Source organism: Octadecabacter sp. SW4 (assembly GCF_008065155.1).
Lineage (GTDB): Bacteria > Pseudomonadota > Alphaproteobacteria > Rhodobacterales > Rhodobacteraceae > SW4.
Genome location: NZ_CP042819.1, coordinates 424,576 through 446,995, shown reverse-complemented (window position 1 = coordinate 446,995; position 22,420 = coordinate 424,576). Strand labels below are relative to the sequence as shown.

Here is a 22,420-nt window from a genome sequence, read left to right as displayed (position 1 = left end):
AAACTTTGGGCAATTCTGGCACTTGCCGTAGCGGCACCGTTGAGCCCCATTGCCAGTTCGCCGCGCTGCTATAAGCTAACGGGATGACATCAGACCCCACACACTTTAATGAAATGCACGCAGCCAACGGTGCACGCGCACCCTACCACAGCTACGATGGTTGGTTCGCACAGCAAGACAATAATCGCCTTGCCAAGAAGTCGGACGAGGCGGAGGCGTTCTTTCGCCGCTCGGGCATTACCTTTAACGTCTATGGCCAATCGGACGCCGAAGAACGGCTGATCCCGTTTGATCTGGTGCCGCGTATTTTGTCCAATAACGAATGGGTCAAACTGTCCAAGGGGATTGATCAACGGGTCCGCGCGATCAACGCGTTCCTGCACGATATCTATAACCGTCAGGAAATCTTGCGCGCGGGCGTCGTGCCGACCAACCTGATCGCGCAAAACGATGCCTTTCTGCCGCAGATGATGGATTTCACGCCGCCGGGCGGAGTCTATACGCATATCACCGGCACGGATATCGTGCGCACGGGGGCGGATGATTTCTTTGTGCTGGAAGACAATGCGCGCACCCCGTCCGGCGTCAGTTACATGCTCGAAAATCGTGAGACGATGTTGCAGATGTTCCCTGAATTGTTCAGCAAGATCAGGGTGCAACGGGTCAGCGACTATCCCAAGGAGTTGCGCCGCTCGCTTGCGGCAAGCGCCCCGGCATCCTGCAAAGGGCGGCCCTGTGTCGCGGTGCTGACGCCGGGTATCTACAACTCGGCCTATTACGAACACAGCTTTCTGGCAGATCAGATGGGCGTCGAATTGGTCGAAGGGCATGACTTGCGGGTGGTCGATGGCCATATCGCCATGCGCACGACCAAAGGTTACAAGGTCATCGACGTGCTTTACCGGCGCGTTGACGATGAATTCCTTGATCCGCTGACATTCAATCCCAGCTCGATGTTGGGGGTGCCGGGGATCATGGATGTGTATCGCGCGGGCAATATCACCATCGCAAATGCGCCCGGCACCGGTGTCGCCGACGACAAGGCGATTTATAGCTATATGCCCGAAATTATTGAATTTTATACGGGTGAGCGCGCGATCCTCAAGAATGTCGAAACGCATCGTTGTTCCGAACCCGACACCCTGAAATACGTGCTTGATAATCTGGCTGATCTGGTCGTCAAGGAAGTCCACGGATCGGGGGTTATGGCATGTTGGTCGGCCCTGCCGCCAGCAAACAGGAACTGGCCGACTTCGCCGACAAGCTGCGCGCGCGGCCCAGCAATTACATCGCGCAGCCAACGCTGTCGCTGTCCACCGTGCCAATCTTTACCGAAGCGGGCCTGTCGCCGCGCCACGTTGATCTGCGCCCCTTTGCGCTGATGTCGCCCGATGGTGTCAACATCACGCCCGGTGGCCTGACGCGGGTTGCCTTGACCGAGGGCAGTCTGGTCGTGAATTCGAGTCAAGGCGGCGGCACCAAAGACACCTGGGTATTGGAAGACTGATATGTTGGGAAAAACCGCAGGTGGTCTTTACTGGATGTTCCGCTTCCTAGAGCGGGCCGAGAACAATGCGCGCCTTCTTGAGGCGGGCTTTCGGATTGCCCTGACACGTTCGAGCGCGGCCGAAGCCGAATGGCGCTCGGTGATCACGACCTCGGCGGTGCGGGCGCAATTTGACAGCAAATACAGCACCTATGACAGCGCCTCGGTCACGGATTTTCTGCTGCGTGACACGGATAATCTTGGGTCCGTGCTTTCGGTGGTCAAATCGGCGCGCGACAATGCCCGCCTTGTGCGCACCGCCCTGACCACCGAAGTCTGGTCGGCCGTGAACGAAACATGGATGCTGTTCAAGGACCTGTTGCAAGAGCCCGTGCCAGAAACCGAATTGCCTGCCGTGCTGGCGACGATCCGGCAGCAATGCGCGCTGGTGCGTGGCGCATTGACCGGCACGATGCTGCGCAATGACATGTATGATTTCTGCCGCCTTGGCACGTTCATTGAACGCACCGACAGCACCGCGCGGATTATCGACGTGAAATACTACGCGCTGCTGCCAGCCCCTTCGATGGTGGGCGGCCGGATGGACAATGTGCAATGGGAAACACTGCTACGCTCGGTGTCGGCACACCGGTCGTTCCGCTGGGCTGTGGATGGCGACTTTACCGCTGCCAATATCGCCAGCTTTTTAATCCTGGACACGCGAATGCCCCGTTCGCTGTCCTACAGCCTTGGGCGCATCGTCACCAATCTTGGCTATCTTGCCGAGGAATACGGCGAAACACCTGCCAGTCATGATATGGCCGTGGCCCTGCGCGCGCGGGTATCCAAACGCGACATTGGCGCGATCTTCGAAGAGGGGTTGCACGAATTCATCAGCTCTGTTCTGCGCGACACGGCAAGCCTTGGTCAACAGATCGAGCAGGATTACAGGTTCACCCGCTGATGCATCTGAAAATCACCCACGAGACCCGTTATCTTTATGATCAACCCGTTGATTATGCGTTACAAAAGGTCCGTTTGCGCCCGCTGGACAACCCGCTGCAGACCATTACGGATTGGACGGTCGAGGTCGAAGGTGGCAAGATCGAAACCAGCTACCGTGATCACTATGGCAATCACACCGATCTGGTCAGCATCACGCCCGAAACCCATAACCTGATCATTCGCGCCCACGGCACCGTGGACACCGTGGATGGTGCGGCGGGCGTGCTTGGGCCTGTCTATGGCCGCGCCCCGCTTTGGCATTTCACGCAACCGACGCCGCTGACCGCGCCCGGTGACGGCGTTGCGGCGCTGGCATCGGTCTTGGCTACGGCCACGGATCCACTGACCGGCCTGCACGATTTATCTGCCGCGATCCTTGGCGCGACCCCATACCAGATCGGCAAGACGGCTGCCAATACCACTGCCGAAACTGCCTTGGGGATCGGCGCGGGTGTCTGTCAGGATCACGCCAATATATTTGTTGCCGCCGCGCGCGTCGCAGGCCTGCCTGCACGCTATGTCAGCGGCTATTTGATGATGAACGACCGTATTGATCAGGACGCCAGCCATGCCTGGGCCGAAGCCCACGTGCCCGATCTTGGATGGGTCGGATTCGATATCTCGAACGGCTATGCCCCCGATGAACGCTATGCCCGGATCGCCGTGGGGCGCGATTCCGCCGATGCGGCGCCAATTTCCGGCATGCGAATGGGATCAGCAGGTGAGTCTTTGATTGTATCTTTGCAGGTGCAGCAGTAGCACTGCGACAGGTTTCACATGGATACGATTAAATGACCTATTGTGTCGGAATGCGGCTGAACGCCGGTTTGGTGTTCATGTCGGACACACGCACGAACGCAGGTGTCGATAATTTTTCGACCACACGCAAGCTGTTCAACTGGGCGGTCAACGGCGAGCGGTCGATCACCATCATGACGGCGGGCAATCTTGCCACGACCCAAGCGATGATCAGCCTGCTTGAGGAACGTTCGGTCGCGACAGAAGACCGCGACCCCAGCATTTTGCGCCAGGACACAATGTTTCAGGTCGCGCGGCTGGTGGGTGAAACCCTCAAGGAGGTCATCGCCTACAGCAACCCCAACGGCCCGACGGCCAACGACCAGTTCAGCGCCTCGGCGATTGTTGGCGGCCAGATCAAGGGCGGCAAGCCGACGATTTTCCTGGTCTATCCGCAGGGGAATTTCATCGAAATCAGCGAAGATACGCCGTTTTTCCAGGTTGGTGAAACCAAATACGGCAAGCCGATCCTGGTGCGCGCTTATGATGCGGACATGCCCTTTGACGAGGCTGTCAAACTGTTGCTGGTGTCGTTTGATTCAACGGTGAAATCAAACCTGTCCTGCGGCCTGCCCTTTGATCTGCTGATCCACGAAAACGATCATTTCAACGGTGATCGCACGATCCGTATCGAAGAAAACGACCCCATTTATCAGGCCATTTCAACGGGTTGGGGTGATGCGTTGCGTGCAGCCTTTCAGGCGTTGCCAACCTACAAAGTGTAGGATCCAGCGGCGAGTCACGATCTTCTTCAACGCCCCGCGAAAGGAGAAAACCGCATGAGCATCATCAAAGACCTCATCGCGCGCAACCGCGCTGGCGAAGCGATTGGCCTTCCTTGTTTCTGCACCGCCAATGAACATGTTTTGCGTGCCGTGCTGGCCCATGCCAAACAAACCGAGCTGCCCACGGTGATCGAGGCGACCTGCAATCAAGTCAATCAGGACGGCGGGTATACCGGCATGACGGCTGCGGATTTCATGGCGTGGCTACGCGGCTTGGCAAGTGACGCGGGCGTGCCGATGACACAGCTGATCCTTGGTGGCGATCATCTTGGCCCGAACGTCTGGAGAAATGAACCGATTGATATCGCTATGGAAAAGTCGCGTGAGCTGGTGAAATCCTACGTGCAAGCGGGCTTTGGAAAAATCCATCTGGACACAAGCATGGCCTGCGGTGGCGAACCGAATCCGACATTCGAGCAAATCGCCGAACGTGCTGCCGACCTTTGCGCGGTGGCCGAAAAATATGCGCCCGACCCCTCAGAGCTGTGTTACATCATCGGCACTGAAGTCCCTATTCCCGGCGGCGAAACCGACGAACCCAACGTGCTTGATGTGACGTCGATTGATCGCTACCGCGCTACAATTGACACGCATCACGCTGCCTTTATGGCGCGCGGGTTGCAGGAAGCTTGGGCGCGGATCGTGTCGGTCGTCACCCAGCCCGGCGTCGATTTCGGGCATACCTCGGTCTATCCGTTCGCAGCAGAAAAGGCAGCGCCGCTTTGTGCTGCGATCCTTGCTGATGACGGGCTGACGTTTGAAGCCCATTCGACCGATTATCAATCGACTGCGGCCCTCGCGGCACTCGTCGAGAACCACTTTTTCTTTCTCAAGGTCGGCCCTGAACTGACATTCCGTTTCCGCGAGGCAATCTGGGCGCTGGCCGAAATCGAAGCACACCTCGATATCGCATCACCGTCGCGTATTCGCGAAATCATGATCCAACGCATGACGGATCGGCCCGACTTCTGGTCCGCCTATTACAAGGGGACCGACCCCGAGGTCGCAAGGTTGCGGGTTTACAGCTATAGCGACCGCATCCGGTATTATTGGACAGATCCGGCCGTGTCCGGCGCGCTCTCACGACTGTTGCAGAACTTGTCCGGCTTACCCCTGCCCGAAACGCTTGTGTCACAGTCGTTCATGGGGGCGGAGTTTGGCGAAATCCCCACGACGGCGAACGACCTGATAGAGGGCCATGTCCTGCGGTGCGTCAGCCGATACTTCAAAGCGGCAGGCCTGCGGCAGGTGTATTGACGCGACCATGAAGCGGCAGCCCCAAGCCCACGAGATTGCACGGGCGGCGACCAAGACACTAGAAAATCCGCTGTTCGGGCCTTGCGCAAACGCATAATGTCCAGACGATGGAAAAGCGCGACGGCCCCGATATCAGGATCACATCATCAAAGCGTCAGGTGGTTGTCACGCTGCAAGGCGAGGTATCCTTGCGCAATGTCACGCCGTTTGTTGCCGCGTTGCGGGATATTGCGACCGACCAGCCCGTAAGGTTGGATATGTCCGGCGTAACGCGGTTTGATACGGCGGGCGCCTGGGCCATTTCAACCTTCAAGACCCGCCTTGATGATGCGGGGCAATCGCTTGAGATCGCGGGCGCGGATGACGGCCCTCGTGGTCTGCTGGAAACTGTGACAAGCGCCATGCCTGCCCCGACCCAAGCCGCAGCCACGCCCGCGACCTTTGCGGACCGGCTTGCAGGACTGGGCATGGCGGTGACGGACGGCGTGAGGTTCGTTCTGGCGCTTGTCGGCTATTTTGGGCTGTTTCTGGCGCGGCTCGCGCGATCCATACGTCACCCAAAGGAATTCCGGCTGACCGCGCTTGTGCATCATTGCGAAGATGTCGGGCTCAAGGCCGTTCCTATCGTTGCGCTGATGGCGTTTCTGATTGGGGTTGTGCTGGCGTTCCAAGGGTCCACGCAGTTGCGCCAGTTCGGGGCCGAGGTCTTTGTGGTTGATCTGATCGCAATCTCGATCCTGCGCGAATTGGGCATACTGTTGACGGCGATCATTGTAGCGGGGCGCACCGCTTCGGCCTTTACCGCCGCGATTGGCTCGATGAAGATGCGTGAAGAAATTGACGCGATGCACGGATTGGGTCTTGATCCGGCGATGACGCTGTTTGTGCCACGTATCCTTGCGCTGGTGATCATGCTGCCAATCCTGGGGTTGATCGCCGATCTTATGGGGCTGCTGGGCGGTGGAATCATGGCATGGGTCGATCTGGGCATTTCGCCCGCGATGTTCACCACGCGGCTGGTCAATGGCACCGATATCAGCCACGTGATCGTCGGCATGATCAAGGCACCGGTATTTGCGTTGATCATCGGAGTCGTCGGCTGCCACGCGGGGATGCGGGTGAAAAGCAACGCAGAATCGCTTGGTCGCATGACCTCCGCCTCGGTAGTGACAGCAATCTTTGCGGTGATCGTCGCTGACGCGCTGTTTTCGATCTTTTTTGCACAGATCGGGATGTGACGATGACCCAGCAGACGCCAAAATCTGACAAGGATGTCGTGATTTCAATCCGCGGGCTACGCAATCAGTTTGGCACGCAAGTGGTGCACGAAGACCTTGATCTGGATATCTATCGCGGTGAAATTCTTGGTGTGGTGGGGGGTCCGGCACCGGCAAGTCTGTGCTGCTGCGCACGATCGCCGGGCTGAACACACCGGCTGCGGGCACGATCAACGTGCTTGGGACCGACCTGTTAAACGCGGATCAGGATGCGCTGAACGCTGTTGCGGCCAATTGGGGCGTGATGTTTCAGGATGGGGCGCTGTTTTCGTCGCTGACCGTGCGCGAAAACGTCGAAGTGCCGATGCGCACGATTGAAGGGCTTGATCCCGCGATCCGGCGCGATCTGGCGGACCTCAAGATTTCGATGGTGGGGCTGCCCTATCTGGCGGGGGATAAATATCCGTCCGAACTGTCAGGCGGGATGCGCAAGCGCGCTGGATTGGCACGCGCCCTTGCTCTTGATCCGCAGATCGTGTTCTTGGACGAACCGACTGCCGGGCTCGACCCGATTGGCGCGACCGAGTTCGATATGCTGATCCGCAGCCTTAGCCGGGACCTTGATTTGACGGTCTTTCTTGTGACCCACGACCTTGATACCTTGCACGCGGTGTGTGACCGGATTGCTGTGCTGTCAGAACGCCGCGTGCTGGTGACCGGCACGATGCAAGAGATGCTGCACGTCGATCACCCGTGGGTGCATGAATACTTTAACGGGCCGCGCGCGCGGGCCGCGCTTGATACAAAAGAAACCGCGACCGAGCAAACAAGGGTCTGACGCAAAGCTATGGAAACAAGGGCCAATTACATCCTGATCGGCGCGTTTACCCTTGCGGGGGTGCTGGGCATCGTCGCCCTGTTCCTATGGTTTGCGCGGGTCGAACTAGACCGCCAGTTTTCCTATTACGACGTGCGCTTTACCTCGGTTTCGGGTCTGAGCGATGCCTCTGACGTGCGCTTTAGCGGCTTGCCTGTCGGGCAGGTGGTTGACGTGCGTCTGGCCCCTGATCGCGATGGCACAATTCTTGTTCGCGTCGAAGTGGAGGCCGACACCCCAGTGCGCGCCGACAGCATTGCCACGATCGAGGCGCAGGGCGTCACGGGCGTATCGTTTGTTCAGATCGGCCCTGGAACGCCCGAGACACCACTGTTGGCGCCGACCGACGCCATGCCGGTGCCCGAAATCACGGCTGGCCGTTCTGTCATCCAGACCCTGTCGGAAGATGCGCCGCAACTGGTCAACGAAACCCTTGTCGTGGTCGAGGAATTGGGCGCACTTCTTGGTAACAACCAAGACCGGATCGACCGGATTTTGACCAATGTCGAAGACGCTTCGGCGACCTTTGCAAGCACGCTCGAGGATTTTTCCGAAGTCGCCGGATCGGTCACCGAATTTGCGACTCAGATCAGCGAATTCAACAAGATTCTTGAAGGGTTGTCGGATGATCTGGAGGGCTTGCTGCAAACGGCTGATGCTACACTCACCTCGATCGGCAATCTGACAGACGAGGCCGGCACGATGCTGACAACGGGCACTGAAACACTGTCGGTCGCGCAGGATACGATCGCTGTCGCGGGCACATTTATCACCGAAGACCTGACCGTCACGACAGACTCCCTGCGCACCACAGTTGCCGAATTGCAGGCGACGATTGCCGCACTCAGCGCTGATGCCCAAGGCCTGATCGCGACCTTCAGCACCACCGGCACCACCGCCAACAGTCGCCTGGCCGAGGCCGAGGCGACCCTGGCCGCGGTCGATGAATTGCTTGCACAGCTTTCACAAGCCGCCAGCACAGTCGACAGCGCCGCCGCAAGTTTCGACACATTGCTGCAAACCGAAGGCACGCCGCTTTTGGTGGAAACGCGCGCTGCGGTCGCCGATGCGACCACCGTGATTGCCGAAATCGGCAAAGTCGCAGGCACCGATTTACCCGTCATTGTCGCTGATATCCGCACCGCAACCGAAACGGCATCCCGTGTGATCACGCAGGTGGGCGAAGACCTGTCAACGGCCAGCGGCCGGATCGAAGGGCTAAGCCTTTCAGCTGAAACCGCCCTGACACAGGTCACCGAGACCTTTAGCAACGCCAATGCCACGCTTGCGGCAATCAACGCCGCGCTGGAAACCGGCAACCGCACACTGGCTGCGGCTGAACGCGCTTTTGACGGAGCGGATCGGGTGATCAACGATGATATCGACGGTATTATCACAGGCCTCGAAACCAGTCTGGCCACGCTCAACCAAGCGATTGGTCAAGTCTCGGCCGACCTGCCTGAAATCACCGCTGAATTGCGTGCCGCCAGCCAATCCGCAGAAGGCGCGTTTGATTCGCTACAGCAGGTGATCGGGGCTGCTGGCCCACCGATCACCACGTTTAGTACCACCGGCCTGCCGCTATATACCCGCCTTGCCGATGAAGCCCGCGAGCTGATCAGCAACCTTGACCGGCTGACCCAACAAATCCAACGTGACCCGGCGCGGTTCTTCCTTGATCAACAATCACCCGAGTTCCGGAGATGAATGCGCCATGACTTTCGCTGTCAAACTCAGACTTGTCGCCCTGTTAGCGATGATCCCCTTGCTGACCGGATGCGCGACACTGGGTGCGCTGGGTGATGTGAGCACTCCACTTGCCGTTTACGATCTACGCGCACCCGACGATGCACCTGTGGCGCCGGGCGGTCCGCTGGCACGTGACGTGATTGTCGAACTGCCAACCACCAGTGGCGTGCTCGAGACGGACCGGATTTTGATCCGCCCCGACGCCCTGCAGGCGCAATATCTGCCCGCGGCGCGCTGGGGTGATGAAACGCCTGTGATGCTGCAAACGCTGATGGTTCGCAGCTTGGAAAACACCGGCGGATTGCGCTATGTGGGCCGCCGTCCGTTGGCGGGAAGCGGCGATTATGCCATCATAACCGAACTGGTTGATTTCCACGCCGAATTGGCACCGGACGGGGTTGGCGCGGTTATTTCCATCAGCATGACATCGCGGTTGATCCGCGAGCGTGACGCCAGCGTCATTGCAAGCCGGACGTTCCGCGCGCAAGCGATCTCAGCCTCGACAGAGACGCCCGCACTGATCGACGCCTTTGATCGTGGGTCTGATCAACTGCTGATCGACTTTGCCGACTGGACCATGAACTCCCTTGGCCGCCGCCTGTCACCCGCCTGACGGATATCCGCATGTTTTGGCCCACACCCGGCGCATTGGCTGGTTCGCTGTGGTCTAGGACGTCTTGGTTTCGGTGTCCGGTTCCGAGGTAAAGCGCGACCTGGTGCGATTGGCAAAGGCCACAAGTGAAAGCATCACAGGCACTTCGACAAGAACACCGACAACCGTGGCCAGTGCTGCGCCTGAATTCAGGCCAAACAGGCTGATGGCGACCGCCACGGCCAATTCAAAGAAATTCGATGTCCCGATCATGGCGCAGGGGGCCGCGATCCGGTGCGGAACTTTCAGGGCGTAAGCCGCCGAATAGGCCAGCATGAAGATGCCGTAGGATTGCAACAGGATCGGGACCGCAATCAGAACGATGACCTGCGGGCGGTCCAGAATGACCTGCCCCTGCAACGCAAAGAGAATCACGACCGTCGCAATCAGGCCGATAACGGACCAAGGCTTGATCCGCGCCTGAAATGCGCCGATGCGTTCGGCACTGCCCAGCCGCCTTCGGGTCAACAGACCTGCTGCCAGTGGCAGCGCCACAAAAAGAATGACGGACAACACCAGCGTCTCCCAGGGGACAACAATATCGGTGACACCCAATAGAAATGCGACAATCGGCGCAAAGGCGAATACCATGATAAAATCATTCACCGTGACCTGCACCAGAGTATAGCTTTCATCGCCACGGGTCAGTTGTGACCAGACAAAAACCATGGCCGTGCAGGGCGCAGCCCCCAGCAGGATCAAACCGGCGATGTATTGCTGCGCATCCTCGGGCGCGATCAGATCCGCAAAAACGACTTCAAAGAACAAAACACCAAGCGCGGCCATCGAAAACGGCTTGATCAGCCAGTTGACCGTCAGCGTGATGGCCAGACCTTTGGGTTGTTTGACCACATCGCGCAGGCTGGCGGGGTCAACACCGACCATCATCGGATAAACCATCGCCCAGATCAAAACGGCCACCACAAGGTTCACACGGGCAACTTCGGCCATTGCAATCGCGGAAACCAGAGCGGGTGCGACGCTGCCAATGGCGATCCCGGCCACGATAGCCAGCGCGATCCAAACCGTCAGGTAGCGTTCAAATATGCTCATACTGTTCCCGCTACCTTGTGTTCGCTCGACAACCGTCCTGATGCGATGGCGGATGCTGCCACCATGACAGCCGCCGTCGCGAGCATAAGCGTCAATCCCCCGACCTGATAGGTCAGGCCCGACAATACGGTGCCTGCAAGCCGGCCCCCGGCGTTGGCCATGTAATAAAAGCCCACATCCATCGTGACCCGCTCGGCCTTGGTGAAGGCGAGGATCAGATAGGAATGCAGCGCCGAATTGATGGCGAATATCCCGCCAAATACCAACAGTCCGGCAATCAGCGTCAGGGTCAACCATGTCTGCGGGCCCGAAGCAGCCCCGGCCGCCGCCGCCAACGCTGCCGGAACAAGCGCCAAGGCCCAGGCCCATCCGCGGGCTGCACCGATCAGTTGCGATTCATCGCGGGTTTTGGCACGCAGCAGGCGTGGCGCCGTGGCCTGCACCGCGCCATAAAGAATGATCCAAAGCGCCATGAACGTCCCGATCAGGAAAAAGGCGGCGCGGTTGCCTGCTTCGCTGCCATCGGACAGCACGGCGTAGAAATAGATCGGGATGCCGACGACGAACCACACATCCCGCGCGCCGAACAGAAACACGCGGGCCAGTGATAGCCAATTCACGTTGGCCGATTTTGAAAAGACCTCGGAGAACTTCGCCCCCTTGCGCCCCTTCGGAAGCCCGGTGGGCATGGCGGTCAGCACCGCGACCAGAATGACAAACAGAACCGCCGCCATACCAAGAACGGCAGTTGTGAACCCGAATGTGGCCAGCATTGCCGCGCCCAGCAGAAAGCCGATCCCTTTCACCGCATTCTTGGAGCCTGTCAGCATGGCGACCCAGCGAAACAGGCCGTCACCTTCTGCGGGTGCGAGGATCTTTACGGCGGATTTCGATGACATCTTGGCGAGGTCTTTTGCAACGCCGCTCGCCCCCTGAACCATCATCACGAAAGCGACGGAAGCGCCGATTGCCCAATTTGGGTCCAGTTGCGTCAGTGCCAGCAGGGCGAGCACCTGAATGCCCAGCCCCGCGTAAAGGGTCGAGGTCAGGCCGAACCGCGCTGATATCCATCCGGCAGCCAGATTGGTGACCATGCCCGCGATCTCGTAAAACACGAACAGATAGGCCAGTTGCACGGGCGAGAAGCCAAGCGCGTGAAAGTGCAACAGCACCAGCATGCGTAGCGCGCCATCCGTGAGCATGAAGGCCCAATAGGCCGCCGTGACGGCGATATAGGCCGAAAGGCCCTCGGGCCGCGCGGAAGCGCTGCTCACAGGCTGTCCCCGACCATACAGGCGACGTCGACCAGCCGGTGGGCATAGCCCATCTCGTTGTCATACCAGGCGTAGATTTTGACCTGAGTGCCGTTGATCACCATTGTGGACGGGGCATCCACGATGCTGGACCGTTCGTCGTTGGTGTAATCGGTCGAAACAAGCGGGCGTTCCTCGTAGCCCAGAATACCCTTCAGCGGCCCTTCTGACGCGGTTTTGAACAGGGCGTTCACCTCTTGGGCTGTCGTATCGCGCTCTACCTCGAACACACAGTCCGTGAGCGATGCATTGAGCAGCGGCACACGCACCGCATGGCCGTTCAAACGGCCCGTCAGTTCGGGATAGATCAGGGTGATGGCGGTGGCGCTGCCCGTGGTTGTCGGGATCAGGGAATTCAAGGCGGAGCGGGCGCGGCGCAGGTCTTTGGCAGGACGGTCCACGATGGTTTGCGTGTTCGTCACATCATGGATTGTCGTGATAGAGCCATGTTTGATGCGCAGGTTCTCGTGGATGACTTTCACGACAGGAGCAAGGCAGTTGGTCGTGCAACTGGCGGCGGTCACGATCCGGTGGTGGTCAGGGTCGTAAACATCGTGATTGACCCCGTAAACGATATTTGCTGCCTCGCCGTCCTTTACCGGGGCTGACACAACGACTTTCTTTACGCCTGCGTCAAAGTATGGTGCCAGCTTCGCCTCGGTCTTGAACACGCCGGTGCAATCGATCACGACATCGATGCCCGCTAACGGAAGGTCCGCGATCTTGCCGGTGCCGATGAACGGCAAACGCAGGCCATCAATTGTCACGCTGTCCGCATCATGGGCGAAATCAGCGTCCCACCTTCCATGCACCGTGTCGAATTCAAACAGATGCGCGTGCATCTCAGGATCGCCGACGGCATCGTTGATCCAGGCGATCTTGGCCCCCCGCTCAAGCAGGGGTTTCAAGGCAAGCTTCCCGATGCGGCCAAGGCCGTTGAGGGCGTAAACAGTCATGTTGATGGTCCTTGTTCTTTTGTTTGCCCGATATCATCGACCGCCCGTTGCAGGGACATACGGTCGAGCGAGGCCAATGGCAGCGCGGTAAAGCCGATCATGCGGTTGCGCAGCGCGCCGTAGGTCTGATGGAAGGCAAGGCTCTTTTCTGCATCCGAACCTTCGACCTTGACCGGATCAGGAAGCCCCCAATGGGCGCTGATGGGCTGCCCCTGCCAGGAGGCACATTCCTCGTTTGCAGCCTGATTGCAGACTGTGAAAACAAAATCGAAAACAGGGGCATCCGGCCCCTGAAATTCAGCGATGTTCTTGGAGCGCAGAACGGACACGTCGTGTCCTTTCTGCTTTAATACTTCAAGCGCGAATGGATTGAGGTCGGTGCGGGGTTTGGTGCCTGCCGAATAGACTTCAAAGCGATCCCCGGCCAGATCACGCAGGATGGACTCAGCAAAGATGGAGCGGGCGGAATTGCCTGTGCAGATAAACAGGACGTTGTGCTTACGGTCGGTCATGGGGATGTCTCGGTTTGCGGTGGAAAGGGCATCTGGGTGGCAAATCTCAGGCCGTCCCCTGCAGCAGTCATGCAGGAGATAGTCGATGGTCTCGCGCGCGGCATCCATGTCGATGGCGTAGCGCAGCGAAGTCCCGACACGTTCTTGCGACACCAGACCGGCATGCATGAGCGCGTTCACATAGGTTGAAAGCGTGTTTGGCTTAAGCCCAAGCGCCTTCGCCAGTTCAGTCGCCGGGACGCGATCCGGGTAGCGGCGCATCAGCAGCCGGAACACGGCCAGCCGCTGCGGATGGCCGAGGGTCGCGAGACGATTGGGGATCTCTAGTTCCATAGTTCGTGAATATATGAATTAATGGCTATGGAAAGTGAAATTTTTGTAACAACCGCCCTGATCAACGGCCAGCCAGGGCGGCTAGGATCGAACCGCCTGCGCGACGGGCTATTGCGCAACCTGACCCGCATGGTCAGCCCAAGTGGTCGCCGAAAAACCACTCATTTGCCGGAATTATTGGCCCCCACGCAGAATTGATTGCATATTGGATGCATTGCATCCTATCAGCGAAAGATCAGCAGATTATTAGTTCAAGGAGCCGCCGGATGTTCAATCGAAACACAGCCCTACTCACATTGCTACCATTGCTCGGTGCTTGCACCGTCGGTTTGGCTGGCTCTGAGGATCAAGACACAGCCCCTACGCCCCCGGTGCCCGAACAAGTCGTCGCCGTTGCCGCACCCAATCAGGACGTCATGGCGGCGTATTTGCGCCCCGAAGACAATTGCTACTGGTATTTGCACGCAGGTCCCGTCGAGACCACGCCGCTGCCGCTCAAGACCACAGACGGGCGCGCGATCTGCATTCGCCAAGAAGAAGAACAATCAAGCTAAACAAAAAAAACACGCTCGGCGATGTGCGCCGAGCGTGCAAACTTGTTGGGCGACGCATGTCGCGGTCGGTGAATCAACCTACCGAGACGACGCTGTCTTCGGCCGAATAAAGATAGACGGTCGACTCCATTTTGACATTTGGATAAAGCGTATTGATGTGGGCCATGACCATACGCACGCATCCCGAACTTGCCCGGCTACCGATGGATCTTGGATATGGCGTGCCGTGAATCCGCAGATAGGTATCGCGCTGCCCCACATAGAGATAGATCGCACGTGACCCAAGCGCGTTGGTTGGCCCGGGCTGCATCCCGTCTGCCCAGCGCTCGTACAATTCGGGCTCGCGCTCAATCATCGATCGGGTAGGTGTCCAGTGGGGCCATTCGACCTTGCGGCGGACGGTATATACGCCCGGCTCGTAAAGGCCGCCACGCCCGATCGCTACACCGTAGCGCATTGCCGTCCCGCCTTCTTCGATGTGGTAAAGGTATCTTGCGACCGCATCGACGTGGATGTCACCCGGCGTCAAAGTATCGCGCGCCTCAACGCGCTGTGGCAGGAACCGCTGTTCCAGACCCCAGGGATTGGACGTCGCGAGATCAAAATTCTCTGGCGTGATCTGCACATCCCAAGCCGCCTTCTCAGCTTCGTTGGGCCATGTGCTGGCCAGCAGAGGCGTTGCGATCGGTGCTGAAAACAGCGCTGCGCTGGTAGTGATGAAATGGCGTCTTGTTAACATTACTTGTTTCTCCGTTGTCTTGGCGGCGTGGCATACTTATCAACATTCTCGGTCGAGAGCTACAGCTTACACCTACTAGAGCCTCAAGAAGAAATATGAAATCACACGATTTTGTGTGGTGGCCATAGGCAATTCTTTGCCAAACAACGCTCTGTCGATCAAGCCACACTGTTTCAGCAGCTATTTCGATGGTTTGCTACGCTTTGGAAATCGATTTGTTGGTCGCACTTCAATAACGCGACAATGCGCATCTGATTGCGCAGAAACACTTGACCTTCCCCTCACTGGAAAGCCTATGTCAGCTTGGCACTAACAAAAGGTATGAGTCATGGAATTCAAAGTCCCGGAAATGAGCTGCGGTCATTGCACCAGCTCGATTGAAAAAGCGGTCAAAGGATCGGATGAAACAGCAACACTGGCATGCGATCTTGAGGCGCGCACAGTATCTGTTCAAAGCAGCCTGCCCGTCGAAACCGTAGCTGGCCTGATCAAGGGCGCCGGATACGATAACGAAGTCATTGCAGCCTGATCTGGCTGCGAGCCACCGCCGACCAGACGGCGGCGGTGGCCCATTTTCTGATTACTGATCTGCGTCGCGGGTCTTTTGCACGACCTCCAACAGCACAGATTCTTCGACGAAGCCCGGCAACAAATCCTCGCCGATAACGAAAGACGGCGTTCCGTTGAACCCAAGAGCCTGGGACAACCGCATCGATTCTTCCAGGTGGGCATTGACTTCGGGGCTTTCCATATCGGCCAACAACTGGTCGATATCGAGACCGACCTCATTGGCGATGCGCATGACCGAGGCTTCCTCGGCGCGACCCGTCATCCCCATCATCGCCCAATGGAATTCTTCGTATTTGCCCTGATTGCGTGACGCGAGTGCCGCCCGGGCCGCAAAGACCGACCCTTCGCCCAGGATAGGCCATTCACGATAGACCAACCGCACGTTCGGGTCCGCATCCAACATGCCCTGAACTTCGGGCATGGCCTGCCTGCAATAGGGGCAGTTGTAATCGAAAAATTCGACCACGGTCACATCGCCTTCGGGGTTGCCAAGGACGGGCGCATTGGGGTCTTGTTCAAGCAGCATGCGCTGGTCTGTCAGGGTTTGGGCCTGCAACTGCGCTTGGGCACTTGCCTCGCGCTGCTGCAGGATTTCGACCGCTTCGATGACAATCTGCGGGTTCTCGCGGATCGCTTCAAGAACCAGTTCTTTGACACGGTCTTCGTCAAGCGTTTGCGCAAGTGCCCCAAAGGGCATGGTCGCCAAAACCGCTGTGAAAATGGTATTTCTTACCGACATGTTAGTGTTCCCTATTTCTGATCTGTGCCTGAATTGTCGGCCTGAATTTCTTATTTCAATCGCACCAAGGGGTGCAAGTCATGCCACATCAACCCATGTCATCATGCCCGACGCGGCGTGCGTCAGCATATGGCAATGCAAGAGCCATTTCCCCGGATTGTCGGCGACAAACGCGATCTCGTTTGACTGCCCGCCAATGCTGAGCAGAGTATCGCGCATCGGGCCAAGCTGACCGTCTTGCGCAACTTCGCGGAAATGCATGCCGTGCAGGTGTATCGCATGCGGGAATGCCGTGTCGTTCTTGATTGTAAGGCGCACCGTTTCGCCGCGCGCAAGAGTGGCAAGCGGCGTGTCAGTCATGCCGATCACCCCGTTAAAAGCCCAGAACTGGTTGGCATCGGCCAACTGGCGAAAGGTCCGGCGTTCGCCGTCAAGTATGGCCGCCTCCAACTGGCCCATCGCGCCGCCTTCCATGTTCAGGATCAGCGAACGGGCATCGGCCAGATCGCCGATTTCCGCGATGGTGTTCGCGGGCAGGGCGTCGGGCGCCCCACGCATGCTGCCGGTGCTTGCGGCTGTCACCGGAAATGTTGCCTGGGGCATATTTTGACCATCCAGCGTCCGCAACACATAGGCGCTTTCGCCCACCTCGGCCGTCACATCGACAAACAGATCGACACGCTGCCCGGGGGCAAGCGGAAAATCACCCTCAATCTTTTCGGGCTGTGCCAGCGGCATGCCATCATAGGCCATCGCCCACCCGTCGAGCCCGGCAAGCGACAGCACGAAAATCCGTGCATTGGCCGCATTGATCAGGCGCAGGCGCAACCGGTCACCCTTTTTAACATCCGTGCTGAATTCGTAGTCGCCGTTCGTCACAATGAAATTGCCACTGCGGCCTGCGTGACTTCGGTCATGCGCCGCCTCGAAATCGGGATCCAACTGGGCCGTTTCAGGGTTCAGCAGCCAATCATCCACGACCAGAACCTCGTCGCGGTCAACATCCACCGCGACCGGTTCTTCGACGATCAACGCGCCATGAAGGCCGCGCGCCACCTGTTCAAACGACCTGTTATGAGCGTGAAACCAGTACGTGCCGGCATCGGGCACGACAAAATCATACTCAAACGTGTCGCCCGGCGCGACAGCGTCCTGGGTCAATCCCGAGACCCCGTCCATCGCGTTCGCGATCCTTATTCCGTGCCAGTGGACCGAACTTGCTTGCGGCAATGCGTTGACAAACTCTCGCTGCACACGCGCACCCTGCTGGACGCGGATCGTCGGCCCGGGCATCGCGCCATCGTATCCCCAGATGTCTGTCTTGGCATAGCCTTCGGGGGCAAGCTGCACCGCGGCGGTCCGCGCTGTTATTGGCGCAAAGCCCGAGGCTTGGGCCATAAGGCGATGTGGCGCGATCGCCGCCGCCGAAAAGGCCGCAGTTGCGCCCAGGAATTGCCGTCGTGTCTGTCTCATTCGTTTCATCCTTTGATCCGGAAGCCCAAGAGCCCGCGAATGGTCTTATTGTGCCGCACTCAGCCTACCGCCCTCAAGTCGTTAAGTAGCTTGCACATCATGCAGGACAATAAGACGCGCCTGCGACCCGATCCTTTCAAAGATCGCTACGCATAGGCCTTTGAGCGCCGAGTTGCCGATGTTACCATCAGAATCCAACGGGTGGTCTGGAGGGAAGAACGCGTCAAGTTCCGTCCGCAATCCGGAGACATCGGAAGGTGCAAATCCAAAGGGTTTTCCAGCCCACGACGGGTTCGTGACCACGCCGTTTGCGAAAGGCATCCTTAATTGATTCCGTTGGCGCGCTGAAGTTCGCGAATATATCGCGCGATGAACTGGACGTCCGCCTGAGTCACACCTTCGATCGGTGGCATGTTCCCAAAATCCCAGTGGTGGGCACGCACACCGTTTTGCGCTGCAATAATAAAGGCCGCGTCGGAATGGTGGTTGGGTTCATAAGTGATGTGCACCAATGGTGGGGCGACACCGTTTTGACCTGCCGCATTCTGGCCGTGGCACGCGGCGCAAGAAACCTCGAAGATACGTTTGCCGATCTGGGCATCCGTCGACAACTCTGCCGGTAGGACAACGTCAGCCAGCGCCCCGCCTGCGGCGATATCGCTGGTATCGGGCGGCACCATCGAATGATCCTGCGTGGCGACCTCGGGTTGAAAGGCCTGCCAGCCGACGACACCCAGTCCGACAACCAAAACACCGCCGACCACTATTCCCCAAAAATTCATGCCTGTTCCTTCAATTTAGCCGCTTTAGATCAGCTTGACTTGGGTGCCGACGGGGACACGATCATAAACTTCTTCGATCTGGACGTTGTAAAGCCCGATGCACCCGTTGGACGACCGACGCCCGATCTTGCGCGTGTCTTGTGTGCCGTGGATACGGTAATATTGCCACGACAGATAAAGCGCCCGTGTCCCCAGCGGATTGGTTGGATCGCCGCCCGGCACATACGCGGGCCATTCGGGGTTGCGTATGCGCATGGAAGGCGTCGGTGCCCAGCCGGGGTTTTCGCGCTTTTCGACAACTTCAGTATAGCCGCGCCGCGTCAGTTCGTCGGTCAGGGGCACCGAGGTCGGATAGACCCGCATTTCCCCGTCCAAAGTCCAGTGCTGCAACACCATCGTATTGGTGTCCGATATGATGATTCCCCGCCCAAGGGCGTCAAAATGATCTTGCCATTCATGCAGCGCGAACGAGGAAACGTTGCGCCGGATCACAGGGTTGGATTGCGCCCGCAGAACCTGCGGCGCAAACAAAAATGCGGCACTGGTGGTCACAAATCCGCGCCGGTTGAATTTCATGGGTTTCTTCATACCAAAAACTCCTCTGCCCCCGCGATCTTTGACGCGTTCCCACGTCTATTGCGCGATGTGGCGCTACCGGCAACCTACATCTGCGTTACTTTTGTATCCAAATGTATCCTTGACCTTCCCATAGGGGAGGCTCGCAAATACCGCCCAACTTTATCCCGAGCGGCCTGTATGCACAACGAAAATCACGTGACAGGGACAGAAAAGGCGGGCGACGCATCCTCGCTCTTTAAGTGGGGCATGGCCGCCTGTTGTGCTGTGATGTTCGTGCCGATTGCGATCTATCTTGCCGGAGGCGGCTCGATCGTCGGCCTTTGGTCCAATGCTGGCATCTTTGCCCCGCTTGCGCTGTGCTCTGGCGCGCATGTGGTCATGCACAAGATGATGGGAAAATCCTGCCACGGAAACGGCGAAAGCGGCGGGGCCAAGCAGGATGCCCCCGCCACAGTTCACATATTGGCCCAACCCGAAGGCAAGCGTGCCTAGAGACGCAGGCCGTTATTCCTTCAATGCGGCCAAGCGCTTGCGGTATTCTTCTTCCTCGATTTCACCGCGCGCAAAGCGTTCCTTGAGGATCTGTGCTGGGTCTTGATCAGGCTTGCTTGGGCCATTGCCGAACTGGCGCACGGCCACGACGATCAGGGCGATCACAGCCCCCAGAACAAAATCATCATCACTCCGCCAAACATTCCGTATCCTCCGCCCCACATGTGCCCGATCCCCCAGTCATTGCCAATTCCGTCTTCCGCATAGGCCGCTGTTCCCAGCATTGTCACCAGAGGAATTGTCCATAATCCATTCAGTTTCATCTTAGTCTCCTTCTTTCAGTTGTTTGGCCACAAATGGCAGCTGCACGATTGCAGCGAGGCCACCGTGGTTACGGTTTTTCAAGGTGATATCGCCACCGTGGGCGCGGATGATCGAACGGGCGATCGACAGACCAAGCCCGTGGCCACCGGTTTCTAGCGAGCGGCTTTCCTCGAGCCGGAAAAAGGGATCAAAGACCCGCGCGATATCCTTGTCGGGAATGCCTGGCCCATCATCCGCAATGGTGATGGTCAGGCTGTCGTCTTGTGCGCTCCATGATACCTGCGCGTGATTGCCGTAGCGCACAGCGTTTTCGATCAGGTTGCGCAGGGCGCGCCGCATCGCATTGGGGCGAAGCCTGACCTGCAGCGGTTGCCCCTCGGTGAGAGTAAACGCAACGGCTTTGCTGGCTTGCAGCTCGCGCAGGAACGCCTGGATTTCGACCGTTTCGACCGCTTCGTTACCAGTCAGGCCGCGGGCAAATGTCAGAGTTGCATCGACCATTGATTGCATCTCCTCGACCGATGCAACAAGGCTATCGCGGGTTTCGTTGTCATCAACCATTTCAGCGCGCACACGCAGCGCCGTCAAAGGCGAACGCAGGTCATGACCAAGCGCGGCGAGGACGCGTGTGCGATCAGCGACAAATCGGGTCAATCTATCTTGCATCCGATTGAAACCAGAAGTCAGCTCGCGCACTTCTGCGGGTCCCTGCATCGGCAGCGCCGCAACGTCTTCGCCACGGCCCAGACGGTCAACGGCACCGACAAGGCGACGCAGCGGCCCCGTCAGGCGCGTCATGACAAACCAAAACACGGCCACGAGAATCGCAAAGGCCGACAGCGCAAAGGTCAGCATGGCGTAAAACGGCCATTGGAGTGGCGGGCGTTCGAACCGGGTGCTGACATTCAGCCACTGCCCTCCCGATATGGCGATCGACAGGGTCATTTCGGTGGCCGACAGTTCACCGCGCATCATCGCGACGTGCATCTCGGTCATCTCGTGGGACAGGTTGGGAAGCGGCATGAGTTCGCCGGTTATTTCGTGCAGCTCTACGCGGATATCACGACTGTAGTCATCGCCCAGCAGGGCGCGCACACGATTTTCCACCATAACACCGTCGGATTGGTCAGTGCGCTGAACAAGCGGCAGATCTGCCAGGTCAAACCGCACCAGCGGCGAATTCGCCGCCCGCAGGATCGACGGGCGCAGATCGGCGGGCGCTTCTTCAAGCAACCGCGCCACATTGGCTGCTCGGCCCGCCGCCTCGAAACCCAACGACAAGCGGATGGCGAGACTGCGTTCATCGGCAAACAGCAACAAGCTGATGACCTGTGCAACGGCCAATGCGACGACGATCAACAGCACAAGCTGGACCCGCAAGGTATGCAATCCACGCCAGATCATGTGACATCCGTGATGTCTGCGTTCAGGCTGTAGCCGCCATTGCGCACGGTTTTGATGATCCTTGGGCGCAGGATATCGGGTTCGATCTTGCGCCGCAGGCGGGAAATCTGGTTGTCGATCTTGCGATCAAGCGGCCCTGCGGAAATCCCGGCGGACAGGTCCAGCAACTGTTCGCGGCTCAGGACCATGCGGGGCCGTTCTATCAACACTGATAACAGCCGGAAGTCCGCAAGCGTCAGCGCCGTTTCCTGACCATCTTCGTGGATCAGAATTTGCCGATCCACGTCCAGGACAAGGTGGGCGAAACGCAGTTTTCTTCCGGCGAGTCCGCGTGAAATCGTCTCGGGTTGCTCTGAACGCCGCAACACCGCCTTGATCCGTGCGAGCAGTTCGCGCGGGTTAAACGGCTTGGCAAGATAATCGTCAGCCCCGATTTCCAGCCCGACAATCCGGTCGGTTTCCTCACCCAAAGCTGTCAGCATGATAATCGGCAGCTCACGTTCAGCCGAGATGCGGCGGCAAACCGAAAGGCCACTTTCACCCGGCATCATGACATCCAGCACCATCAGATCAAACTGGCCTGCGGCAAGTTTGGCGTCCATGTCGGGCGCGTCCTTGGCGGCCGTCGCGCGCAACCCGTTCTTTTCCAGAAAGCGGGTCACGCTATCCCGGATCTGCTGGTGGTCATCGACAACAAGGATGTGTGGTGTGTGTTGCATTTGTCCTATCTAGGTCATTTGAACCGGATCGGTTAGGCCCGGTTTTGTCACC

At 58.4% G+C, this 22,420-nt stretch carries 24 protein-coding genes and 2 pseudogenes; 13 read left to right on the top strand and 13 right to left on the bottom strand.

All coding sequences use genetic code 11. From position 1 onward, the window contains the following. Positions 1 to 83: 83 nt before the first annotated feature. From FTO60_RS02310 to FTO60_RS02270, 9 genes and pseudogenes are all read left to right on the top strand, one after another. Positions 84 to 1,507 (top strand): annotated as a pseudogene (locus FTO60_RS02310) (circularly permuted type 2 ATP-grasp protein). Position 1,508: 1 nt separating this feature from the next. Further along, entirely contained in the window at positions 1,509 to 2,450 is a 942-nt protein-coding gene (locus FTO60_RS02305; RefSeq protein WP_148054453.1) for an alpha-E domain-containing protein, read from the top strand. Then, complete coding sequence (locus FTO60_RS02300; RefSeq protein WP_148054452.1) at positions 2,450 to 3,250, top strand: transglutaminase family protein; 801 nt, start codon at positions 2,450 to 2,452, stop codon at positions 3,248 to 3,250. The genes FTO60_RS02305 and FTO60_RS02300 overlap by 1 nt, the downstream gene beginning before the upstream one ends. 32 nt (positions 3,251 to 3,282) lie before the next feature. Then, a complete protein-coding gene (locus FTO60_RS02295; protein WP_148054451.1) occupies positions 3,283 to 4,014 on the top strand; it encodes a peptidase in 732 nt (243 codons plus the stop codon). 54 nt (positions 4,015 to 4,068) lie between these two features. After that, positions 4,069 to 5,331: a class II D-tagatose-bisphosphate aldolase, non-catalytic subunit gene (locus tag FTO60_RS02290; protein ID WP_148054450.1), complete on the top strand. Its 1,263-nt coding sequence runs from the start codon at positions 4,069 to 4,071 to the stop codon at positions 5,329 to 5,331. Positions 5,332 to 5,438: 107 nt separating this feature from the next. Then, the gene (locus FTO60_RS02285; protein WP_148054449.1) at positions 5,439 to 6,569 is read left to right on the top strand and encodes an MlaE family lipid ABC transporter permease subunit; all 1,131 of its coding nucleotides are present in this window, start codon (positions 5,439 to 5,441) and stop codon (positions 6,567 to 6,569) included. A gap of 2 nt (positions 6,570 to 6,571) precedes the next feature. Continuing rightward, positions 6,572 to 7,386: pseudogene (locus tag FTO60_RS02280) on the top strand (ABC transporter ATP-binding protein). 9 nt (positions 7,387 to 7,395) lie between these two features. Further along, positions 7,396 to 9,132 (top strand): MlaD family protein, encoded by a 1,737-nt coding sequence (locus FTO60_RS02275; RefSeq protein WP_148054448.1) that lies wholly within the window; start codon positions 7,396 to 7,398, stop codon positions 9,130 to 9,132. 7 nt (positions 9,133 to 9,139) lie between these two features. After that, positions 9,140 to 9,787, top strand: coding sequence for an ABC-type transport auxiliary lipoprotein family protein (locus FTO60_RS02270; protein ID WP_148054447.1), 648 nt, complete (start codon positions 9,140 to 9,142; stop codon positions 9,785 to 9,787). A gap of 54 nt (positions 9,788 to 9,841) precedes the next feature. Here FTO60_RS02270 and arsB read toward each other — a convergent pair whose 3' ends face one another. Genes arsB through FTO60_RS02250 form a run of 4 tightly spaced genes read right to left on the bottom strand, consistent with a single transcriptional unit; the run spans position 9,842 to position 13,993 of the window. Beyond that, positions 9,842 to 10,879: an ACR3 family arsenite efflux transporter gene (arsB, locus tag FTO60_RS02265; RefSeq protein WP_148054446.1), complete on the bottom strand. Its 1,038-nt coding sequence runs from the start codon at positions 10,877 to 10,879 to the stop codon at positions 9,842 to 9,844. After that, on the bottom strand, positions 10,876 to 12,153 hold the full coding sequence (gene arsJ / locus FTO60_RS02260; protein ID WP_148054445.1) for an organoarsenical effux MFS transporter ArsJ: 1,278 nt from the start codon (positions 12,151 to 12,153) through the stop codon (positions 10,876 to 10,878). Before arsJ ends, arsB begins: the two co-directional genes overlap by 4 nt. Next, positions 12,150 to 13,148: an ArsJ-associated glyceraldehyde-3-phosphate dehydrogenase gene (locus FTO60_RS02255; RefSeq protein ID WP_148054444.1), complete on the bottom strand. Its 999-nt coding sequence runs from the start codon at positions 13,146 to 13,148 to the stop codon at positions 12,150 to 12,152. The genes arsJ and FTO60_RS02255 overlap by 4 nt, the downstream gene beginning before the upstream one ends. Next, positions 13,145 to 13,993 (bottom strand): helix-turn-helix domain-containing protein, encoded by an 849-nt coding sequence (locus FTO60_RS02250; protein WP_148054443.1) that lies wholly within the window; start codon positions 13,991 to 13,993, stop codon positions 13,145 to 13,147. Before FTO60_RS02250 ends, FTO60_RS02255 begins: the two co-directional genes overlap by 4 nt. 27 nt (positions 13,994 to 14,020) lie before the next feature. Here FTO60_RS02250 and FTO60_RS17580 point away from each other — a divergent pair, with 27 nt between their 5' ends. After that, entirely contained in the window at positions 14,021 to 14,191 is a 171-nt protein-coding gene (locus FTO60_RS17580; RefSeq protein WP_172623780.1) for a hypothetical protein, read from the top strand. Positions 14,192 to 14,259: 68 nt separating this feature from the next. Then, positions 14,260 to 14,547: a hypothetical protein gene (locus tag FTO60_RS02245; RefSeq protein ID WP_148054442.1), complete on the top strand. Its 288-nt coding sequence runs from the start codon at positions 14,260 to 14,262 to the stop codon at positions 14,545 to 14,547. A gap of 73 nt (positions 14,548 to 14,620) precedes the next feature. Here the strand turns inward: FTO60_RS02245 and FTO60_RS02240 are convergent, their stop codons facing one another. Beyond that, positions 14,621 to 15,286 carry a L,D-transpeptidase gene (locus FTO60_RS02240; RefSeq protein WP_148054441.1) on the bottom strand — a complete coding sequence of 222 codons (666 nt, stop codon included), beginning with the start codon at positions 15,284 to 15,286 and terminating at the stop codon, positions 14,621 to 14,623. 328 nt (positions 15,287 to 15,614) lie between these two features. Here FTO60_RS02240 and FTO60_RS02235 point away from each other — a divergent pair, with 328 nt between their 5' ends. After that, entirely contained in the window at positions 15,615 to 15,815 is a 201-nt protein-coding gene (locus FTO60_RS02235) for a heavy-metal-associated domain-containing protein (RefSeq protein ID WP_148054440.1), read from the top strand. 51 nt (positions 15,816 to 15,866) lie between these two features. Here FTO60_RS02235 and FTO60_RS02230 read toward each other — a convergent pair whose 3' ends face one another. The 4 genes from FTO60_RS02230 to FTO60_RS02215 all read right to left on the bottom strand — a co-directional run bounded on the left by FTO60_RS02230 (position 15,867) and on the right by FTO60_RS02215 (position 19,438). Next, positions 15,867 to 16,553 (bottom strand): DsbA family protein, encoded by a 687-nt coding sequence (locus FTO60_RS02230; protein ID WP_254696932.1) that lies wholly within the window; start codon positions 16,551 to 16,553, stop codon positions 15,867 to 15,869. A gap of 120 nt (positions 16,554 to 16,673) precedes the next feature. Beyond that, positions 16,674 to 18,068, bottom strand: coding sequence for a multicopper oxidase family protein (locus FTO60_RS02225; protein WP_148054438.1), 1,395 nt, complete (start codon positions 18,066 to 18,068; stop codon positions 16,674 to 16,676). Between the two features lie 323 nt (positions 18,069 to 18,391). Next, the gene (locus FTO60_RS02220) at positions 18,392 to 18,850 is read right to left on the bottom strand and encodes a cytochrome c (protein WP_148054437.1); all 459 of its coding nucleotides are present in this window, start codon (positions 18,848 to 18,850) and stop codon (positions 18,392 to 18,394) included. Between the two features lie 24 nt (positions 18,851 to 18,874). After that, positions 18,875 to 19,438: a L,D-transpeptidase gene (locus FTO60_RS02215; RefSeq protein ID WP_148054436.1), complete on the bottom strand. Its 564-nt coding sequence runs from the start codon at positions 19,436 to 19,438 to the stop codon at positions 18,875 to 18,877. Positions 19,439 to 19,624: 186 nt separating this feature from the next. On the opposite strand from FTO60_RS02215, the gene FTO60_RS02210 reads away from it, so the two are divergent. Next, a complete protein-coding gene (locus FTO60_RS02210) occupies positions 19,625 to 19,921 on the top strand; it encodes a DUF2933 domain-containing protein (protein ID WP_254696868.1) in 297 nt (98 codons plus the stop codon). Positions 19,922 to 19,933: 12 nt separating this feature from the next. Here FTO60_RS02210 and FTO60_RS02205 read toward each other — a convergent pair whose 3' ends face one another. From FTO60_RS02205 to FTO60_RS02195, 4 genes are read right to left on the bottom strand one after another with little or no spacing between them, the layout of a single operon-like run. Further along, the gene (locus FTO60_RS02205) at positions 19,934 to 20,086 is read right to left on the bottom strand and encodes an SHOCT domain-containing protein (protein ID WP_254696867.1); all 153 of its coding nucleotides are present in this window, start codon (positions 20,084 to 20,086) and stop codon (positions 19,934 to 19,936) included. Next, positions 20,083 to 20,244 (bottom strand): hypothetical protein, encoded by a 162-nt coding sequence (locus FTO60_RS17865; protein WP_254696866.1) that lies wholly within the window; start codon positions 20,242 to 20,244, stop codon positions 20,083 to 20,085. The genes FTO60_RS02205 and FTO60_RS17865 overlap by 4 nt, the downstream gene beginning before the upstream one ends. A gap of 1 nt (position 20,245) precedes the next feature. Continuing rightward, entirely contained in the window at positions 20,246 to 21,646 is a 1,401-nt protein-coding gene (locus FTO60_RS02200) for an ATP-binding protein (protein WP_148057019.1), read from the bottom strand. After that, a complete protein-coding gene (locus FTO60_RS02195; RefSeq protein WP_148054434.1) occupies positions 21,646 to 22,368 on the bottom strand; it encodes a response regulator in 723 nt (240 codons plus the stop codon). The genes FTO60_RS02200 and FTO60_RS02195 overlap by 1 nt, the downstream gene beginning before the upstream one ends. Between the last annotated feature and the right edge of the window lie 52 nt (positions 22,369 to 22,420).

Coding starts and splice junctions, on each gene's coding strand:
- FTO60_RS02305 (WP_148054453.1), top strand. CDS start 1,509: ATGTTGGGAAAAACCGCAGGTGGTCTTTACTGGATGTTCCGCTTCCTA.
- FTO60_RS02300 (WP_148054452.1), top strand. CDS start 2,450: ATGCATCTGAAAATCACCCACGAGACCCGTTATCTTTATGATCAACCC.
- FTO60_RS02295 (WP_148054451.1), top strand. CDS start 3,283: ATGACCTATTGTGTCGGAATGCGGCTGAACGCCGGTTTGGTGTTCATG.
- FTO60_RS02290 (WP_148054450.1), top strand. CDS start 4,069: ATGAGCATCATCAAAGACCTCATCGCGCGCAACCGCGCTGGCGAAGCG.
- FTO60_RS02285 (WP_148054449.1), top strand. CDS start 5,439: ATGGAAAAGCGCGACGGCCCCGATATCAGGATCACATCATCAAAGCGT.
- FTO60_RS02275 (WP_148054448.1), top strand. CDS start 7,396: ATGGAAACAAGGGCCAATTACATCCTGATCGGCGCGTTTACCCTTGCG.
- FTO60_RS02270 (WP_148054447.1), top strand. CDS start 9,140: ATGACTTTCGCTGTCAAACTCAGACTTGTCGCCCTGTTAGCGATGATC.
- arsB (WP_148054446.1), bottom strand. CDS start 10,879: ATGAGCATATTTGAACGCTACCTGACGGTTTGGATCGCGCTGGCTATC.
- FTO60_RS02255 (WP_148054444.1), bottom strand. CDS start 13,148: ATGACTGTTTACGCCCTCAACGGCCTTGGCCGCATCGGGAAGCTTGCC.
- FTO60_RS02250 (WP_148054443.1), bottom strand. CDS start 13,993: ATGGAACTAGAGATCCCCAATCGTCTCGCGACCCTCGGCCATCCGCAG.
- FTO60_RS17580 (WP_172623780.1), top strand. CDS start 14,021: ATGGAAAGTGAAATTTTTGTAACAACCGCCCTGATCAACGGCCAGCCA.
- FTO60_RS02245 (WP_148054442.1), top strand. CDS start 14,260: ATGTTCAATCGAAACACAGCCCTACTCACATTGCTACCATTGCTCGGT.
- FTO60_RS02240 (WP_148054441.1), bottom strand. CDS start 15,286: ATGTTAACAAGACGCCATTTCATCACTACCAGCGCAGCGCTGTTTTCA.
- FTO60_RS02235 (WP_148054440.1), top strand. CDS start 15,615: ATGGAATTCAAAGTCCCGGAAATGAGCTGCGGTCATTGCACCAGCTCG.
- FTO60_RS02230 (WP_254696932.1), bottom strand. CDS start 16,553: ATGCCCTTTGGGGCACTTGCGCAAACGCTTGACGAAGACCGTGTCAAA.
- FTO60_RS02225 (WP_148054438.1), bottom strand. CDS start 18,068: ATGAGACAGACACGACGGCAATTCCTGGGCGCAACTGCGGCCTTTTCG.
- FTO60_RS02220 (WP_148054437.1), bottom strand. CDS start 18,850: ATGAATTTTTGGGGAATAGTGGTCGGCGGTGTTTTGGTTGTCGGACTG.
- FTO60_RS02215 (WP_148054436.1), bottom strand. CDS start 19,438: ATGAAGAAACCCATGAAATTCAACCGGCGCGGATTTGTGACCACCAGT.
- FTO60_RS17865 (WP_254696866.1), bottom strand. CDS start 20,244: ATGAAACTGAATGGATTATGGACAATTCCTCTGGTGACAATGCTGGGA.
- FTO60_RS02195 (WP_148054434.1), bottom strand. CDS start 22,368: ATGCAACACACACCACACATCCTTGTTGTCGATGACCACCAGCAGATC.